General features: G+C 69.9%; 11 protein-coding genes. 4 read left to right on the top strand and 7 right to left on the bottom strand.

Annotated elements, in window-relative coordinates:
- The first annotated feature begins 54 nt into the window (after positions 1-54).
- On the top strand, positions 55-2,463 hold the full coding sequence (locus PBV52_RS17755) for a proprotein convertase P-domain-containing protein (protein ID WP_274239349.1): 2,409 nt from the start codon (positions 55-57) through the stop codon (positions 2,461-2,463).
- Between the two features lie 87 nt (positions 2,464-2,550).
- Here the strand turns inward: PBV52_RS17755 and PBV52_RS17760 are convergent, their stop codons facing one another.
- The 4 genes from PBV52_RS17760 to PBV52_RS17775 all read right to left on the bottom strand — a co-directional run bounded on the left by PBV52_RS17760 (position 2,551) and on the right by PBV52_RS17775 (position 8,642).
- Positions 2,551-3,729: an amidase domain-containing protein gene (locus PBV52_RS17760; RefSeq protein WP_274239350.1), complete on the bottom strand. Its 1,179-nt coding sequence runs from the start codon at positions 3,727-3,729 to the stop codon at positions 2,551-2,553.
- A 113-nt stretch (positions 3,730-3,842) separates the two neighbouring features.
- Positions 3,843-5,162 (bottom strand): hypothetical protein, encoded by a 1,320-nt coding sequence (locus PBV52_RS17765; RefSeq protein ID WP_274239351.1) that lies wholly within the window; start codon positions 5,160-5,162, stop codon positions 3,843-3,845.
- 63 nt (positions 5,163-5,225) lie between these two features.
- Positions 5,226-7,151 carry a transglycosylase domain-containing protein gene (locus PBV52_RS17770; protein ID WP_373921883.1) on the bottom strand — a complete coding sequence of 642 codons (1,926 nt, stop codon included), beginning with the start codon at positions 7,149-7,151 and terminating at the stop codon, positions 5,226-5,228.
- A gap of 525 nt (positions 7,152-7,676) precedes the next feature.
- Entirely contained in the window at positions 7,677-8,642 is a 966-nt protein-coding gene (locus PBV52_RS17775; protein ID WP_274239352.1) for a LysR family transcriptional regulator, read from the bottom strand.
- Between the two features lie 82 nt (positions 8,643-8,724).
- Here PBV52_RS17775 and PBV52_RS17780 point away from each other — a divergent pair, with 82 nt between their 5' ends.
- Positions 8,725-10,020 carry an MFS transporter gene (locus PBV52_RS17780; protein WP_274239353.1) on the top strand — a complete coding sequence of 432 codons (1,296 nt, stop codon included), beginning with the start codon at positions 8,725-8,727 and terminating at the stop codon, positions 10,018-10,020.
- 77 nt (positions 10,021-10,097) lie between these two features.
- Here the strand turns inward: PBV52_RS17780 and PBV52_RS17785 are convergent, their stop codons facing one another.
- Positions 10,098-11,471 carry a cytochrome P450 gene (locus PBV52_RS17785; RefSeq protein ID WP_274239354.1) on the bottom strand — a complete coding sequence of 458 codons (1,374 nt, stop codon included), beginning with the start codon at positions 11,469-11,471 and terminating at the stop codon, positions 10,098-10,100.
- Positions 11,472-11,617: 146 nt separating this feature from the next.
- On the opposite strand from PBV52_RS17785, the gene yicI reads away from it, so the two are divergent.
- Positions 11,618-13,870 (top strand): alpha-xylosidase, encoded by a 2,253-nt coding sequence (gene yicI, locus PBV52_RS17790; protein WP_274239355.1) that lies wholly within the window; start codon positions 11,618-11,620, stop codon positions 13,868-13,870.
- Positions 13,870-14,880, top strand: coding sequence for a LacI family DNA-binding transcriptional regulator (locus tag PBV52_RS17795; protein ID WP_274239356.1), 1,011 nt, complete (start codon positions 13,870-13,872; stop codon positions 14,878-14,880). The genes yicI and PBV52_RS17795 overlap by 1 nt, the downstream gene beginning before the upstream one ends.
- 430 nt (positions 14,881-15,310) lie before the next feature.
- Here PBV52_RS17795 and dacB read toward each other — a convergent pair whose 3' ends face one another.
- Both dacB and PBV52_RS17805 read right to left on the bottom strand, forming a co-directional pair.
- Entirely contained in the window at positions 15,311-16,906 is a 1,596-nt protein-coding gene (dacB, locus tag PBV52_RS17800; protein ID WP_274239357.1) for a D-alanyl-D-alanine carboxypeptidase/D-alanyl-D-alanine-endopeptidase, read from the bottom strand.
- 49 nt (positions 16,907-16,955) lie between these two features.
- Positions 16,956-17,939, bottom strand: coding sequence for a PHB depolymerase family esterase (locus tag PBV52_RS17805; protein ID WP_274239358.1), 984 nt, complete (start codon positions 17,937-17,939; stop codon positions 16,956-16,958).
- Positions 17,940-18,007 lie beyond the last annotated feature (68 nt).

Raw genomic sequence — 18,007 nt, forward strand, 5'->3', positions numbered from 1 at the left:
GCGAGAACCCCTCGTTGCCCGCCCTCCTTTTCGTGTGCCCAACACCCTTCCCCGATGGAGCAGTTCGTGAAGAGACCCGTATGGGCCTTGGTAGCCGCCACGGCGGCAGCCATGGTGTTCTCCGCCCTCCCCACCCACCTCAACCCGCTCACGGGAACCAGCCCCGTCTCCGCCGCCGAAGGCGACCCCGTCCCCCCCGCCCTGTTCGACAAGACCTCCGACGGCTCGACCATCCGCGTCAACGTCGTCACCGACCAGCGCGCCGACCTCTCCGGAGTGGCCGAAGCAGGCGAGTCCCTCGTCTCCTACGACACCCTCCCCCTGATCACCCTGCGCGTGGACAGCGCGGGCCTGACGGAACTCCAGTCCAAGCCCGGCGTCGTCGCCGTCAGCGAAGACATCGCCGTCCCGCCCACCCTGAACGAATCCACCGTCAAGATCGGCAGCGACAAGGCCGTCGCCGCCGGCAAGACCGGCAGCGGCGTCACTGTCGCGGTCCTCGACACCGGCATCGCCGCGCAGCACCCCTTCCTCACCGGCCGCGTCAAGGCCCAGGCGTGCTTCTCCGTCAACGACGCCACCTACGGCTCCACCAGCCTGTGTCCCAACGGCACCGCCCAGCAGGAAGGCACAGGAGTCGCCGACGCCGACACCGGCCCCTGCGCCACCCTCGGCACGGCCTGCTCCCACGGAACCCACGTCGCCGGAATCGCCGCCGGTGACGGCACCGGAATCTCGGGAGCACCTACGCGCGGTGTCGCTCCTGGTGCCGATCTCGTCTCCATCCAGGTGTTCTCCAAGTTCGACTCCGACAACTACTGCGGAGCCGGGAACAGCCCGTGCGTGCTCAGCTTCACCAGCTCCCAGATCAAGGGGCTGGAAAAGGTCCTGGCGCTGAAGAAGGCCGGAACCAACATCGTCGCCGCCAATATGAGCCTGGGCGCCGGACGCTGGACCGCAGCCTGCGCCAGCGACCCCCGCAAGGCCATCATCGACAGCCTGCGCACCGAGAACGTCGCCACCGTCGTCGCCGCCGGCAACAACGGCTACACCGACGCCGTCAACGCCCCCGGCTGCGTGGAATCCGCCGTCACCGTCGGCTCCACCACCGACGACGACCAGCTCTCCACGTTCACCAACCGTGGCCCGCTGCTGGACCTGTTCGCCCCCGGCACCTCCATCGTCTCCTCCGTGCCCGGCGGCACCTACGCTTCCAAGAACGGCACCTCCATGGCCGCCCCGCACGTGGCGGGCGCCCTCGCCGTCCTCAAGCAGACCCACCCGGACAAGAGCATCACGGATCTCGAGTCGCTGCTGAAGTCGACCGGGACGCCCATCACTGCCGATGGGGGCGTCACCATCCCCCGCATCGACGTCGGCAAGGCGGTCGGCGCGGCCGAGCCGGAGCCCGAGCCCGAGCCGGGCACCAAGCCGCTGCCCTCCCGGATCATCAATGACACGGACCAGGTCATTCCCGACCCCGGCACCGTGGAGTCGCCGATCAAGGTCAGTGGATTCACCGGCAACGCCCCCGGCGCGCTCCAGGTCACGGTGAACCTCACGCACGAATGGCTCGGCGAGGTGAAAATCGACCTGGTCGACCCGGACGGCAAGTCGTACGCCGTGAAGACGACGAACGGCACGGACCCCGGCGGCACGCTCAGCAAGACCTACACGGTCGACGCAAGTACGTCCCCGGCCAACGGCACCTGGAAGCTCCAGGTCCAGGACAAGTCCGCGGGCGCCGACGGCACCCTCGACAAGTGGTCGCTGACGTTCCCCTCGCACGAGAACCAGACCGACTTCACCATCCCCGACCCCGGCACCGTGGAGTCGCCGATCACCGTCAGCGGGCTCACCGGCTCCGCCCCGCAGGCGCTGCAGGCGTACGTGGACGCCACCCACGAATGGCTCGGTGACCTGGAAATCAGCCTGGTCGCCCCGGACAACAAGACGTACGCGCTCAAGTCGACGTCCTCGACGGAGACCGGCGGCACCATCCGCCAGCTCTACACCGTCGACGCCAGTGCCTCCCCGGCCAACGGCACCTGGAAGCTCCGCGTCAAGGACGCCTCCGCGGGCGCCGACGGCACCCTCAACGGCTGGGCGCTGACGTTCCCCGCCTCGTACGAGAACCAGACCGGCCATGCCGTCCCCGACCCCGGCACCGTGGAGTCGCCGATCACCGTCAGCGGGCTCACCGGCTCCGCTCCACAGGACCTGCAGGTGTACGTGGACGCCACCCACGAATGGCTCGGTGACCTGGAAATCAGCCTGGTCGCTCCGAACGGCACGACGTACGCGCTCAAGTCGACGTCCGAGACGGAGACCGGCGGCACCCTCCAGCAGGTCTACACCGTGGACGCCAGCGCCTCCCCGGCCAACGGCACCTGGAAGCTCCGCGTCGAGGACGCCTCCTCCGGCGCCACCGGCACCCTCAACGGCTGGACGCTCACGCTCTGAGCCACCTCTCCACGCGCGGCCCCCGGCATACCCCGCCGGGGGCCGCCCCGCGCCCGCCGAAGGCGCTCGTGCGTGCCCCTGGTCGGATCAGGTGCGGTAGGCGTAGTACAGGGCGTTCGGGTACGACGCGATAATGCTCGACACCGACCGGCTGTAGGTGTTGGTGGAGTGGTACGTCAGATACGGAACGCCCCGGCTGCGGGACGTGACGATCATGGTGTGGTCCTTCGAGCCGTCCTTGTCGAAGTCCATCTGGAGCACATCGCCGACGTCCATCTGGTAGACGTTGGCGAGGCTGGTCGTCCGCTTCGAGTTCTGCGCGAACCAGGACCACTCGTTGACGCCGACGAACGAGTACGACTGGATGTCGGCGTTGCCGAACCACTTGGTGTAGTCGTACACATAGCCGGGGACGTGCTTCCAGCCGCCCGCCTTCAGGGCCTGGCTGACGAAGTTGGTGCAGTCGCCGCCCGCGCCCTGCCCGTTGAAGTCCGGGTAGGCCGGGTTGTAGCCGGACCAGTACTGCTTCGCGTAGGCGGCCATCGCCGGGTAGTCCAGGCCGCTGGCGGTGAAGTTCTTCGGGTTGACCGGGCCGGGGTACGAGGTCGAAGCCTTGGGCGCCGAGGGCGTGGTGGTGCCGGCCTTCGCGGCCATGGGTGCGACGGCCGGCCTGGCCGTCTGGTTCACCGCGAGGTACCCCTCGTCGGTCGCGCGGATTCCGGTCAGCTGCCAGTCGCCCCGCCGGTCGGCGCTGAACGTCAGCTCGTGGTGGGCCTGGAACCCGGTGGTCCTCGGTTGGCCGCCGCGGGCGCCCGCGTAGGTGAGGGTCGTGGTCTCGGTGACCGCGACCTTGGCCTTGCGGCCCTTCACGCGCGTGCCGTCCACAGTGACGGTCGTGCTGCCCTTGGTGTACTTCTCGCCCAGCTCGGCGAGCCTGTCCCCGCGCTGATCCAGCGTGGACAGCGCGGCGTCCTCGCTGCGGGCCAGGCCAAAGGACAGCCGGACGTCCCCGGAGAGGCCGTCGGTCAGCGGCTCCTCCCGGTCACCCTGCGTGCCGTCGACCAAAGCGTTCGTACGGTCGGTGAAGACCGCGTCCGCCAGCCGCTGGAAGGTGGCCTTGGTCCTGGCATCCACCGTGGGGTCGTCGGCGACCGCGGCGCCCGCGCTCCAGTTGGGAAGCATCGCTGCTCCGGCGATGACCGAGGCGGCGGCTGCCCCGAGTATGGTGGCGCGACGCCGCGTACGGCTCAATTTCCTTGACTTCACTGTCAGTTCCCCTCTTGCCCCGGCGGAGGGATGCCGGGCAGCGCATCTTTGCATGACTTGTGTGGCTCTTGTGAAGAGGGGTGCGCCCGGGAGTCAAGGGAGTTACGGGACCGTCACTGAACGACGGTCGACCAGTCCGGCGACTGGGCCGGGTCCAGGGTGCGCAGCCGCTCCAGGGTCTCCGGCTTCTGCGCGTCGAGCCAGTCCGCGAGTTCGCGGAAGGACACACAGCGCACGTCCTTCTTCGTGCACACGTTCTTGACCACCTCGTCGACGGCCCGCATGTAGGTGCCGCCGTTCCACTGCTCGAAGTGGTTGCCGATGAACAGCGGTGCCCGGCTGCCGTAGTACACGCGGTTGAATCCGTTCATGTACGACTGGACGGTCTCCTCCTGCCACTGGGGGTACTTGGCCGGGTCGCCCTCGGTCTCGCCGTCGGACTGGTTGTAGAGGAAGTTGAAGTCCATGGACAGACCCTGGTAGTCGCCGCCCTCGTACGGGAGCATCTGCAGCGGGAAGTCCCAGATGCCGGCCTTCTTGGCGGGCCAGATCTGGAAGTCGCCGGCTGAGCTCGCGTCATAGCGCCAGCCGTAGCTCTTGACGGCCTTGAGCAGATTCTTCTGCCCTTCCAGGCAGGGCGCGCGACCGCCCGTGATCTCGCGCTCGGCGTCGAAGGGCAGGGGAGCGATGTCCTTGTAACCGGTGTTGGTCTTCCAGTTCTGCAGGAACGAGTAGAACTGGTCGATCTCGCTCTTCCATTCGTCGACGCTCCAGTAGCCGCCGCCGAGGGCGCCGCAGAAGTGGCCGTTGAAGTGCGAGCCGATCTCGTGCCCGTCCTGCCACGCCTTGCCGAGCTGCTCCAGCGTGGTGCGGATGTGCTCGTCGGTGGGGTAGCTGATGGCCGCGGCTCCAGGGTCGTGCTGCGGGGGGGCGTAGAGCTTCGCCTCGCCCTTGGGCAGCAAGTAGATGCCGGTGAGGAAGAACGTCATGTGGGCGTCGTACTCCTTGGCCAACTCCCGGTAGTGCTCGAAGAGCTGGTCGTCGCCCGCCAGGGCGCCGTCCCAGGAGAAGACCACGAACTGAGGTGGTTTCTCACCGGGTTTGAGCCGCTTCGGCTTCAACGTGCCCTTCTGCGGCCCGGTGTACGACGTCGAGCCGTCGCCGAGCACCTTGGTCTTCCCGTCCCACTTGGGCTCTTTGGGCGGTCTGGAGGGTGCGTCCTCGGCGTCGGAGCCGCCCCGGTCGTCGGCGGACGCGATCGGCGTGGTGCTGTCCGAGCCGGTCAGGCTCTGGTAGGCCACGGGTATCACCAGGGCAAAGAGGAGGGCCGCCACCATCAGTGCTCCCAGGCGCACGGAAACCAGGGGCTCCCCTGCTCGGTGACGGGATGCGCGGGCTCTGCGGCGGTGGCCGGTGGCCGGCTTCGGCTTCATGTGCGGCTCATTCTGCGAAGGGGGTGGCGATGCTGCGGGGCTGCGGGGCTGGAGCGCTCGGGGTCAGCCGAGCGGGCTCATGGCGCCGGCCCAGATGCCATAGGGGACGTCGGGCGCGGGCGTGCCGGCGATCCCCTTCAGCGGCAGTGGTTCGAGGCTCTTGGCGAGGTCGATGCGGTAGACGACGACCGCCGTGGAGACGGACTTTGACGTGCCGACGTACCAGGCGGCGGTGTCCTTCTGCGTTGTCCCGGTCTTCCCGGCCACCTTCGCGGTGGCGGGGGCGCCGTCGGGGTGGGCGGCGTGGAAGGCGTCCGTGAGCGCGGAGTCGACCTCCTGCGCCACGTCGGCGCCGACCGCCCGGCGCGAGCTGGGCAGGTCCAGGCGGACCTTGGTGCCGTTGTGGGTGATCCGGCGCACCGAGTACGGCTCGGTGTGCTTGCCGGCCGCGGCGAACGTGGAGTAGCCGCTGGCCATGCGGATGGCGCTGGGTGTGGAGCTGCCCATCGACAGCGCGGGCACCTGGGCCCCGATGCTGGAGGGCAGCAGCCCCGAGGCCTCGGCGGTGGCGCGCACCTTGTCCAGGCCGGTGTCCATACCAAGCTGCATGAACGGCGTGTTCACCGACAGCTCCATCGCCCGGTGCAGGGAGATCTGCCCGTAGGACCTGTCCCCGTCGTTACTGGCGGCCACCTTGCGGCCGCTGCGGTCCCAGTACGGCCCCTCCGGCGTGGTCACCGGCACGTCGTCGTCGCCGTTGTAAAGGGACTCCCCGGTGACCGGGGTCGCCTCTGCGTCGCGGGTCTTGCGGACGCCGTGCTCCAGACCGGCCGCGTAGACGAACGGCGTAAAGGCTGTACCGGCCGGGACGGTGGTGGCGTTGGACTCGTTGTAGCCCTGCTTACGGTGGTCGGGGCCACCGTAGACGGCGACGATCCGGCCGTCGGCGGCCACGGAGGCCGCGCCGTAGTGCGCGGTCTCGGCGGTCTTCGGGTGGTCCTTCAGGGCCTTCTTGCGCGCCTTGGTGACGGCGCCGGTGAGCTGGTCCTCCCTCTTCTTGTCGAAGGTCGTGTAGATCTGGTAGCCGCCGAGGTCGAAATCCTTGTCGGAGATCTTCGCGGCCTTCTTGGCGTTCTGGGAAGCGAGTTCGACCAGGTAATCGGTCTGCTCACCGGTGTCGTACAACGGGTTGCGCTTCAGCGGCTCGGGAAACTTCTTGTACGTGGCCCGCTCGGCCTTGGAGAGCTTGCCGATGTCGACCATCCGGTCGAGGGTCCAGGACCAGCGCTCCACGGCCCGGGCGCGGTTGGCGCTGCTCAGGGTCGGGTCGTACAGGCCGGCGCCCTTGAGCAGGGCGGCCAGGAACGCGGCCTCGCTGGCGTTGAGTTCGCTGACGTCCTTGCCGTAGTAGGCCTGGGCGGCGCGCTGGATTCCGTAGGTGCCGCGGCCGAACCAGCTCGTGTTGAGGTAGTTCTCGAGGATCTCGTCCTTGCTCATCCGGTCGTCGAGCTTGAGAGCGATCATCGCCTCGGTGAACTTGCGGCCGACCGTCTGGTCCTGGTTCAGGTAGACGTTCTTGACGTACTGCTGGGTGATGGTCGAGCCGCCCTGGGTGTCACCGTTGCCGAGCGTGCGGAACAGGGCACGGGTTATGCCCTGGAAGGAGATGCCGGGGTCGCTGTAGAAGCTCTCGTTCTCCGCGGCGAGGACCGCCCACCGGACGTCCGCGGGGATGTCCTTGAGCGGCATCGCCTGCCGCTGCACCCAGCCGGTACGGGCCATGGGGGTCCCGTCGGCCCAGAGGTACACGTTGTCCTGCTGGGTGGCGTACGAGTTGAGGTTGTCCGGGATGTCGGTGGCCGCGTAGGCGATGACGAGGAAGAGGCCGCTGAGGCCCACGCCGGTGAACGAGGCGCCGAGCCACTGCCGCCAGGAGGGCAGCCATCGGCGCAGGCCGGTGCGTCCTGGCCGGGGGTACTGCGGCCGCATACGGCGGGCGTAGGGCGCGAGGCGGGCGGCCTGCGTGGCGAGGACGCTCAGCAGGGGCGCCAGGTGGAGAACGGCGACCAGGCGGGAAAAGAGGGATGGTCGAGGGGCTTTGCGAGGGTTCCGATTTCTGCGGCGATTCAGTTGATCGGCTGTGTTGTCGTCACGTATTCGATGCGATGAGTCCACCCCGGAAGGGTGGGATATTTCGGATTCCGTTGATTCCTGTTCGGTGCCGGATATGCGTTGCTGCGGCACCCGCAGTTGAACGGTCTCGTCCGCCTTGAATGAGCCGGGCACTTTCAACTGCATGGTGACGTCCCGCTCCTGAGGCTCCTCCCCATGCCCCATCAGCGTCACAGCGCCCCCCTTTCCCCTTGAGTCACCTATAAATTACCAGCGGTCTTCACATTCCCTCCACACGTGAAAGCCGTGTGACAGAACACAGGCGGCCATACGGGACATCACCCATTGCCACCCTCTCCGCCCCCGCATGCGTCCCTCTGCTCGAAGCGCTTCGACGTCGCGTCAATCGCGTACGCCCATGGCGGCCGAATCGATGGCCGGAATCCATCCCCCGGAGGGCCTCAGCAGCCACCCCTCCTCGGCGGCGAGCTGGGCCGCCGCCCGTCGAAGGGCGTCACATGCGGGGTGCACCAGGCCCTTTCGCCACACCAGTGACACCGGCGACAGGGGCACGGGGTCGACCAGGGGGCGCAGCACCGTCCGAGGCATGGCTGGAAAGTCGATGACGGCGAGCACGGGGTTGCGCATCTTGGCCATGATCCGCTGGAACTCCTCGTCACCGACGGCGAGCGGCGCCGGCGGGGCGACCTCGATGCCCCGCCCGTCGAACAGCCGGCGCGCGAGGTCGGTCCACTCCGGCGTACGGGGGTTCCCGGCACCGGCGTACACGGTCTCCCCGGCCAGCACGGCCAGCGGCACCTCCGGCAGCTCTGCCAGCGGGTGGTCGTCGGGCAGCAGGACCGCCATCGGCTCGTAGCGGACCGGCTGGTGGTCGAGGCCTGCCCGCAGCGCCGGATCCAGGCCCGCGAACCGCCCGAAGGACGCGTCCAGCCGCCCTGCGACCAGCTCGCCGGCCGCGCCCGTCAGGCCGCTCTCGTAGCGGGCCATCAGCTCGTGTTCGGGGGCGAGTTCGCGGGCCCGGTGCAGGATCCTGCGGCCGGTGACCAGGCCCGGCGCGTTCAGGTCCACCAGCAGGGGGCGGGCGTGGCCGAAGGCGGCGAGCAGCTCGTCCTGGGCCTGGAGGGCGCGGCGGGCGTGCGGCACCAACCGCTCGCCGTCGGCCGTCAGCGTGACCTGCCGGGTCGTCCGCACGAACAGCTGGGCACCCAACTCCCGCTCCAGCCGCCGTACGTCCCGGCTGAGCGCCTGCTGGGCGACGTACAGGCGGGCCGCGGCGCGCGTGAAGTGCAGTTCCTCGGCCACGGTGAGGAAGGCGCGCAGGAGGCGGGGGTCGAGGTGGGCGGGCATCCGGTGAACTTACAACACAGGTGCGTGAATCGGTACCGAAGAGGTGTTGGACCCCTTGATCCGTGACGGCGACGGTTGAGCCATGCCGCAACCCGCTCCTCGGAAAGCCCGCCGGACAGCCCCGCTCCTCACTGTCACCGGCGACATGCTCATGGCCGTCGACCTCACGCCCCGTGGACGCAACCGCCCGCCGGGGCCGTACCGCCGCCTCTTCCGGCGCCCCGGCACCCGCGCCTTCACCCTCGGGAACCTCATCGCCCGCCTGCCCATGGGCATGTTCAGCGTGAGCGCGGTCGTGATGATCGCCGGCGCCCGGGGGTCGTACGCCCTCGCCGGCGCCGTCACCGCGACCGGCCTCGGGGCGACCGCGCTGGTCGCCCCCTGGACCGCGCGACTGGTCGACCGGTACGGCCAGGCCCGCGTCGCCGTACCCGCCACGCTCTTCGCAGCGCTGGGCAGCCTCGCTCTGCTGCTGTGCGTGCGCTACGACGCCCCGGCCTGGACCCTCTTCGCCGCGTACGCCGCCACCGCGACCACCCCCAACACCGGCGGCATGTCCCGCGCCCGCTGGGCCCATCTGCTCAAGGACGACGCCGAGTCCCTGCACACGGCGAACTCCTTCGAACAGGCCGCCGACGAGCTGTGCTTCATGCTGGGCCCGGTCCTCGCGGCCTTTCTGTGCGGGACGTTCTTCCCGGAGGCGGGGACGCTGATCGCAGTGGTGTTCCTGGTGACGGGCGTGCTGGCCTTCGCGGCCCAGCGGTCGACGGAGCCACCGCCTCGGAGCCGTACGGCCGACCCAGCCGGCACGACGGCCGCGTCACCCCTGCGCGCCCCGGGCATGCCCGCACTGCTGGCCGTCTGCCTCGCCATGGGCGCGGTGTTCGGCTCGACGGAGGTCGTCACCCTCGCGTTCGCGGACGCGCAGGGCCACCGCACGGCGGCGGGCGCGATGCTCGCACTCCAGGCGGCGGGCTCCTGCGCGGCGGGCCTGTGGTACGGCCGGCTCAGGCTCTCGGGCCCCGCCGAGTACCGCTACCCGTGGTGCATAGCGGCGATGACGACCCTGCTGACGCTGCCTCTGCTCGCCGCGTCCCTCACCGGTTCGCTCGTACTGCTGTCCGTCGCCCTGCTGATCTCCGGCATGGCCACGGCCCCGACCATGATCACCAACATGGCCCTGGTCCAGCAGCGCACCCCGGACGGCCGCCTCAACGAGGGCATGACCCTCACGGTGACGGCATTGCTCGGCGGCATCGCGTGCGGCAGCGCGCTCGGCGGCTGGCTGGCGGAGCATGCGTCCCCGGCAGCGGGCTACGGGCTACCGATCACGGCAGCGACGGTGGCACTTCTGGTCGCCCTCGCAGCAGTGCCCTAAGGGGCGTGGGGAACTGCGCGACCAACCACGACGGCGCCGCACACAACGAACAACCCATCGCGGCACTCCCCGACCGCTCAGCCCCGCGCAGCGACCCGCGCCCGCGCCGGCCCCTTCGCCATCAACGTGATCCCCGCCCCGAGCGGCACCTCCCCCGCCTCCGCGTCCGCGAACTCGAACTCCCGCAGCAGCACCGCCAGCCCGAGCACCGACTCCAGCATCGACAGGTGCTGCCCGATACAGGCACGCGGCCCGCCGCCGAACGGGAACCAGGCATAGCGCGGACGCCCCGCCTCCGCCTCCGGCGTGAAGCGGGAGGGGTCGAAGCGCTCCGGGTCCGGCCAGTAGTCGGGGTGGCGCTGGGTGACCCAGGGGCTGACCAGGATGTCGGCGCCGGCCGGTATCCGTACGCCCTCCACCTCCGCGTCGGCGACCGAGCGGCGGCCGATGACGGGTGCGGAGGGATACAGCCGCATGGCCTCCTTCAGCACCATCGTCAGATACGGCAGCGCTTCCATGTCCTCGGCGGTGGGCGCCCGCCCCCCGGGCCCGCCGAGCACCCGGTCCACCTCCTCCCGCACACGCCGCTGCTCCTCGGGGTGCCGGGCGAGAAGGTGCAGGCCGAAGGCGAGTGCGGTGGCGGTCGTCTCATGGCCGGCCAGCAGGAAGATCAGCACCTGCTCACGGAGTTCGTCGGCATCCAGGCTGCCGTCCTCGGCGTTCTCGGCGTGGACGAGGAGGGTGACCAGGTCGTCCCGGTCCTCCCGGTCCCGGCGGCTGTCGATGATCCCGTCGCACAGCGCGCGCAGCTCCGCCTGGAGGCGTCCGGCGCGGCGGTTGGCGGGGGTGGGCCAGGTGCGCGGCGCCTTGAGCGGGGAGAAGCCGCGCTTGAGGGAGTACTCCTGGAGCGGGGGCAGGGTGCGCTCGACCACCCCGAACGCCTGCTTCACGTCGGTCCCGAACAGAATGCGGCCGACGACATGCAGCGCGAACCGGTGCATTTCACCGACCAGTTCCACGGTGCCGTCCGGCGCCTGACGCCACACCGCGGCCAACGAGGCCGCCTCCTCGGCCACCTGGGAGGCATAGCCGTTCACCCGGCGCCGGGTGAACAGCGGCTGCACCAGCCTGCGCTGGCGGAGATAGGCGTCGTCCTGGCTGGTCAGCAGCCCGTTGCCGACCGACTGGCGCAACTCCTCGTAGAAGACGTTGTCCTTGCGGAAGTTGGCGGCCTGCGCCGCCAGCACCTGCTGTGCGCCCTCGGCCGAGAACACGGCGTAGATGTCCGACCGCAGCCCCGGTGGCCCGGCCCGGAAGCGCACCACGTCGCCGTGGTCCCGGCGCGCTCGTAGGTACGCGGCGAGGGGATCGTTCAGGAGGTCGCTCATCGAGCCGAGCAAGGGACTTCCCGTCACGATCGGCGCCTGGGCGGCCGTCGTCGTCATCGTCATGGTCCCCCCATTCCCGCATAAGCCATTGACGCACCCTCAGCCTGTACATACCTTCGACTGTCGAAGCGCTTCGATAGCACTAGTCGAACCGTTTCGACGAACGGAGCGGGGCATCACCGTAGGCGCAGTCGAGTAAGGACCCCCACATGAAGTTCACGGACGGCTACTGGCTCCTGCGCGAGGGAGTCACCGCGGATCACCCCACCGAAGTCCTCGACGTCACCGAGTCGGACGGCGCGCTGGAGATCCACGCGCCGACCCGGCCCATCCGCACACGCGGCGACCTGATGACGGGACCCGTCATGACGATCAACGCCCACACCCCGATGCCCGACGTCATCGGCATCACCCTCACCCACTTCAGCGGCGAGCAGCCCCGCGGCCCCGAGTTCGAGCTCGCCGACTCGGAGGAGACCACCCCGCAGATCTCCTACGACGACGAGCACGCGACCCTCACCTCCGGTGCCCTGTCGGTCCGGGTCGCCCGCACCGGCCCCTGGCAGGTCGAGTTCCTGGCCGGCGGCCGCACCCTCACCTCCAGTGGCGCCAAGAACATGGGCATCATGCGGGACGCAACCGGGGCGCACTACCTGCGCGAGCAGCTGCGCCTCGGCGTCGGCACGTCCGTCTACGGCCTCGGCGAGCGCTTCGGCCCGCTGGTCAAGAACGGGCAGGTCGTCGACATCTGGCAGGCGGACGGCGGCACGTGCAGCGAGCAGGCGTACAAGAACGTCCCGTTCTTCCTCACCGACGCGGGCTACGGCGTCTTCGTCGACCACCCGGGCAAGGTCTCCTTCGAGGTGGCCTCGGAGGTCGTGTCCCGGGTGCAGTTCAGCGCGGAGACGCAGGAGCTGACGTACTACGTCATCCACGGTCCGACCCCGAAGGACATCCTCCGCAAGTACACGGCACTGACGGGCCGCCCCGCTCTCCCGCCCGCCTGGTCCTTCGGCCTGTGGCTGTCGACGTCCTTCACGACGTCGTACGACGAGGAGACGGTGACGTCGTTCGTGGACGGCATGCGCGAGCGTGAACTGCCGCTCTCCGTCTTCCACTTCGACTGCTTCTGGATGCGCGAGTTCAACTGGTGCGACTTCCAGTGGGACCCGCGGGTCTTCCCGGACCCGGAGGGGATGCTGGCCCGGCTGAAGGCGAAGGACCTGCGGGTCTGCGTCTGGATCAACCCGTACATCGCTCAGCGCTCGCCCCTGTTCGCGGAGGGCAAGGCGCTGGGGCACCTGCTGAAGCGGCCGGACGGGAGCGTCTGGCAGTGGGACCTGTGGCAGCCGGGCATGGCACTGGTCGACTTCACCTCCCCCGCCGCCCGCGACTGGTACGCCACCAAGCTGGAGGCGCTGCTCGCACAGGGCGTCGACTGCTTCAAGACCGACTTCGGCGAGCGCGTCCCGGTCGACGTGGCCTGGTCCGACGGCTCCGACCCGGAGCGGATGCACAACTACTACACGTACCTCTACAACCGCACCGTCTTCGACGTGCTGCGCAAGCACCGGGGCGAGGAGGAGGCGGTGGTCTTCGCGCGGTCGGCGACGGCGGGCAGCCAGCAGTTCCCCGTGCACTGGGGCGGCGACTGCGAGGCGACGTACGAGTCGATGGCGGAGTCGCTGCGCGGAGGTCTCTCGCTCGGCCTGTCCGGCTTCGGGTACTGGAGCCACGACATCGGCGGCTTCGAGGGCACGCCGTCGCCCGCGCTGTTCAAGCGGTGGCTGGCGTTCGGCCTGCTGTCCTCGCACAGCCGCCTGCACGGATCGTCCTCGTACCGCGTCCCGTGGCTCTTCGACGAGGAGTCCGTGGACGTGGCCCGGCACTTCATCAACCTGAAGCTGCGGCTCATGCCCTACCTGTACGAGGCCGCCCGCACCGCCCACACCGAGGGCGTGCCGATGATGCGGGCGATGGTGCTGGAGTTCCCGGACGATCCCGGGTGCGCGCATCTGGAACGGCAGTACATGCTCGGGTCCGACCTGCTGGTGGCCCCCGTCTTCAGCGACGAGGGGGACGTCTCGTACTACGTCCCCGAGGGCACCTGGACCCACCTCCTGAGCGGACGGACGGTGACCGGCCCGCGCTGGGTGCGCGAGCAGCACGGCTTCCAGAGCGTGCCGCTGCTGGTGCGGCCGGGCGCGGTGATCCCGGTGGGCGCGGTGGACGACCGGCCCGACTACGACCATGCCGACGGGGTGACTCTGCGGGCGTTCGGGCTGGAGCGGGGCGCGCAGGTGGCGGTGCGGGTCGGGGAGGTGGCCTTCACGGTCGTACGGGAAGGGGACACGCTGCGGGCGTCGTGCAGCGACCCGGCCGCGCCCTGGGGGCTGGCGGCGGGCGAGCGCGAGGTGCGGGCGCAGGCGGGGAACGGGTTCCTCTCCCTGGAGCTGGGCTGATGGTGAAGATCACGGATGTGGCGCGGCATGCCGGGGTCTCCCCCAGCACGGTCTCGTATGTCGTCAGCGGCAAGCGCCCGATCTCCGAGGAGACCCGGCGCCGTGTCGAGGAGTCCATCCGCGAACTGGGCTACCGCCCGCACGCCGGCGCCCGCGCACTGGCCGGCAGAAGATCGAACGTGCTGGCGCTGATGGTGCCGCTGCGGGCCGGGATCAATGTGCCGGTGGTGATGCAGTTCGCGGTGTCGGTGGTGACCACGGCTCGCCAGTACGACCATGACGTGCTGCTGCTGACCCAGGAGGAGGGCGAGGAGGGACTGCGGCGGGTCGTGGACACGGCGTTGGTGGACGCGCTGATCGTCATGGACGTGCAGCTGAACGATCCGAGGCTGCCTCTGCTGCGGGGCCTGGACCGGCCGTCCGTGATGATCGGGTTCCCGGCCGCGTCCGAGGGGCTGACCTGCATCGACCTCGACTTCATGGCGGCGGGTGAAGCCTGCGTGGAGCATCTGGCGCGGCTGGGGCACCGGGTGGTGGCGCTGGTGGGGTCGCCGCCGGAGGTGTATGTGCGGGGGACGGCGTTCGCTCATCGGGTGGTGCAGGGGTTCACGTCCGCCGCGGATCGGGGGCGGCTCGCCTCCGCCGTACATCCGTGCGAGGCGTCGCCCGCGGCGGCACGTGCGGTCGCCGAGCAACTGCTGCGGGAGCAGCCGGCGTTGACGGGGGTCGTCGTCCACAACGAGGCGATCCTGGAGCCGCTGATCGATGCCTTCGAGCAGCTCGGGCTGCGGGTGCCGGGCGATCTGTCGGTCACCGCGATCTGCCCGGATGAGCTGGCCGAGTCGCTGCGGGTGCCGGTGACGTCGATCGCGCTGCCTGCCGCGGAGGTGGGGGCGCGGGCGGTGGAGCTGCTGGTGAAGAAGCTGGACGGGAAGGGCGTATCGGAGGCGACGTTGCTGGCGCCGAGGATGACGGAGAGGGGGAGTACGGGGCGGCGGGCGGTTGCGTGAACGGTGGCTGATCGTGCTGCCGGGTGGGGGGCTCGTGTGCTGTACTTGGATGCAGAGGGCGCCGTCTGGGCCGGGAATGCTTTACTCAGGCGGAGGCCCGAGCTCAGCAGGAGCCTGTCGGATATCCCCACGCCTTATGGGGATATCCGACAGGCTCCTGCTGAGCCACCAGAGCAGCCACCTCCTCGCGTGCTTTGCCGCGCGCTCCGGCAAGAGCCGGATCAGCCGCATGACGAGAGTCGGTTTCTGCTCCTCGTGACAGCCCATATGGGGGCGTCCTCCCTTCGACGTGAGGCGGCCTTACAGGCTCCCGGGACCGCTCTCGTCGGGCCGGGCCCCGAAGAGGAGGGGCCCGGAGTGAAGGGAGGACGCACCCATCGGGTGCGTCACGGGGCCAGACTGTCGGTCACTGATCCCTTGCGGTGCGTAATCAGCAAGTCTCCGGCTTACGCCAACTGCACTCGACGCCGGTGTTCGTCCCGGCTGCTCTGCGGATCGAGGCCGAACCGGCCGCCTCGGCAGTCGACTTGGCCAACGTCACCACGATCGCGTCCTCCAACGGCTTCACGGACGAGGCCAGATAGTTGTTGAGGACGATGCCGTAGACGAGTTCCCGTCCCCCGGCATCCGTGACGTACCCGGACAGTCCCGACGCTCCCGTCAACGACCCGGTCTTCGCACGGGCGTTGAGCGCCGCAGCCGTACCGCACATCCGCGACCGCAATGTGCCCCCGACGAACCGGTCCGGGGCGCAGGCGACCGGCAGCGACCGGTACCAGTCGGCGTACCAGGGCTCGGCGCGCACGGCGAGGAGGAGCTCGACGAGCTGTCCGGCCGGGAAGTTGTTCATCCGCGAGAGCCCGGAGCCGTCGACCTGCCGCACCTTGCCGGAGTCGACGCCGATGCCCTTGAGGTAGCCGCTGACGGCAGCCAGCCCGGCGCTCCAACTCCCCTGCTTCGACGCCTCGTAGCCCATGGCCTTGGTGAGGATCTCGGCGTGCATGTTGTTGGAGAGCTTCATGAACGGGACGAGCAGGTCCTTGAGGGGCATGGAGTCGTGCGAGGCCAACTCCCTTGCGGTCGCCGGGGTCTGGCGGCCCAGGCGGGTCGGGCCGGTGACCTTGACGCCGTGCTCCGCGAGCGCGTCCCGGAAGACGGCGGCGGCGTATCCGGTGGGCTCCCAGACGGTGGCCCACTCCTTCGTGCCTGCCCCGCCGACGGGTGTCGTCCCGCTGACGACGATGGTGTTCGTGCCGTGCTCCCGCTCCACGGTGAGGTCGTTCGCCCCGCCGGCGGCGACGGTCGTGGCCCGCACGTCGAGGTCGACGTAGTCGGTGTCGGGCGTGACCGTGACGACCGGTTCGTCACCGGCCTCCTCCCCCGGCGCGACCGTGACGATCACGGTCCCGGTGTCGTAGTCGGTGTCCGGGGCCACGCTGAGGGCGCTGATCTGGGCCGAGTAGTAGGAGGACTCGTCGTCGGCGGCCCAGGAACGGCCGAGACGCTGGTCGTCGAACCGGGTGTCGTCGGCGACCAGCCGCCCGGCGACGCGGGTGACGCCGGACGCGGCGACGTCGGCGGCGAGCCGGTCGTAGTCCTTGTCGAGCAGAGTCGGATCGCCGGTGCCGCGCAGGTAGAGGTCGCCGTACAGCACGGAGCCCTGCCGTCGGCCGGTCGACAGCACGTCCGTCGTGAACCGGTACTCGGGGCCGAGGATCTCCATCGCGGCGGCCGACGTGGGGAGCTTGGTGTTGGAGGCGGGCATCAGGCGGGTGGAGGGCAGGTGCTGGTAGAGGAGCTCACCGGTGCGGGCATCCGCGACCACGACGCTCGCCACGCCGCCCTCCATCCGCGCATCGCCCAGGACGGTGTCGATGGCCTCCGGCAGGCCACTTCGGTCGGCATCCGCACCGGCCTGCGCGCCGGGGCCGAGGACGGCGGCGACGAGCGCCACGGCGACGGGCCAAATCCATAATCTTCTACGGGAGTTGATGCCTCTCCCGGAATCGCTCACGGGTCTGCTCATGTTTCAGCAGCATCCCGGACAACCGCCCACGGCGACAGAGCACGTCGGCTCAGCCCAGCCCCCAGGCCCGCCCCATCCGGTACGCGGCACACAGGTTCACGTCGAGGACATACGCCCCGGCGCTCCCGCACTGCTCACTCCCGCTCCCCGGATCGACGGGCTGCCCGTGCCCCATCCCGGTGATGCTGTACGTCTCCACGACGGCACGTCCGCCCGCGTCCCGGAAGACCTGATGCGGATAGCCGGCGACGGTGTCACTCACGTCGGCCGCCTGATCGGCCCCCTGCACCTCGGTCCACTGCCGCATCAGGTCGGTCATGTTGACGGGCTTCACGGTGTAGTCGGCCGTGCCCTGGAAGGCGATCAGCGTGGGCCAGGGACCGGTGTACCCCGGCCGGGCGGCACGGACCCGGTCGCCCCACTGCCGCGGGGTCTGCGTGGCACCGACGTACATGCACACGTACGGTGACCCGGCGGCCTGCGCGCACCCGTACGGCAGCCCGGCGACGATTCCGCCCGCCGCGAACCTCTCCGGATACGCCGCCATCATCACGGCGCTCATCCCGCCCCCGGCGGACAGCCCGGTGACATACACGCGCGACGCGTCACCGGAGACGTCCGCGAGCTGCCAGTCCACCATCTGCGCGACGGACGCGGCCTCGCCCTGGCCGCGGGCGATGTCGCCGCTCTGGAACCAGTTGAAGCAGGACGAGGCGTTGTTGGCGGTCTGCTGCTGCGGCAGGACGACGGAGAAGCCCCAGCGGTCGGCGAGCTGGAGCCATCCGCTGCCGGTGCCGTAGCCGGAGGCGTTCTGTGTGCAGCCGTGCAGCGCGACGACCACGGGCCGGCCTGCGGGCAGCCCGTCGGGAACGTACCGGAACATGCGCAGGGCACCGGGGTTCGACCCGAACCCGGTGACTTCCTGGAGGGCGGCCGCCTCGGCCCGGCCGGGCGTGAGGATGGCGGCGATCAGGGCGACGAGAAGGGTCGCCAGGACGGGGATACGACGGCTTGCGGCTCTGGTCTGGGTCATGGGGAGGGACCGTAGAAGCGTGAACGACCCGTCGATATGGGGTGGGACAACACAACGGGCGCGTCCGT

Source organism: Streptomyces sp. T12, assembly GCF_028736035.1.
In the GTDB taxonomy this organism is placed as follows: Bacteria; Actinomycetota; Actinomycetes; order Streptomycetales; family Streptomycetaceae; genus Streptomyces.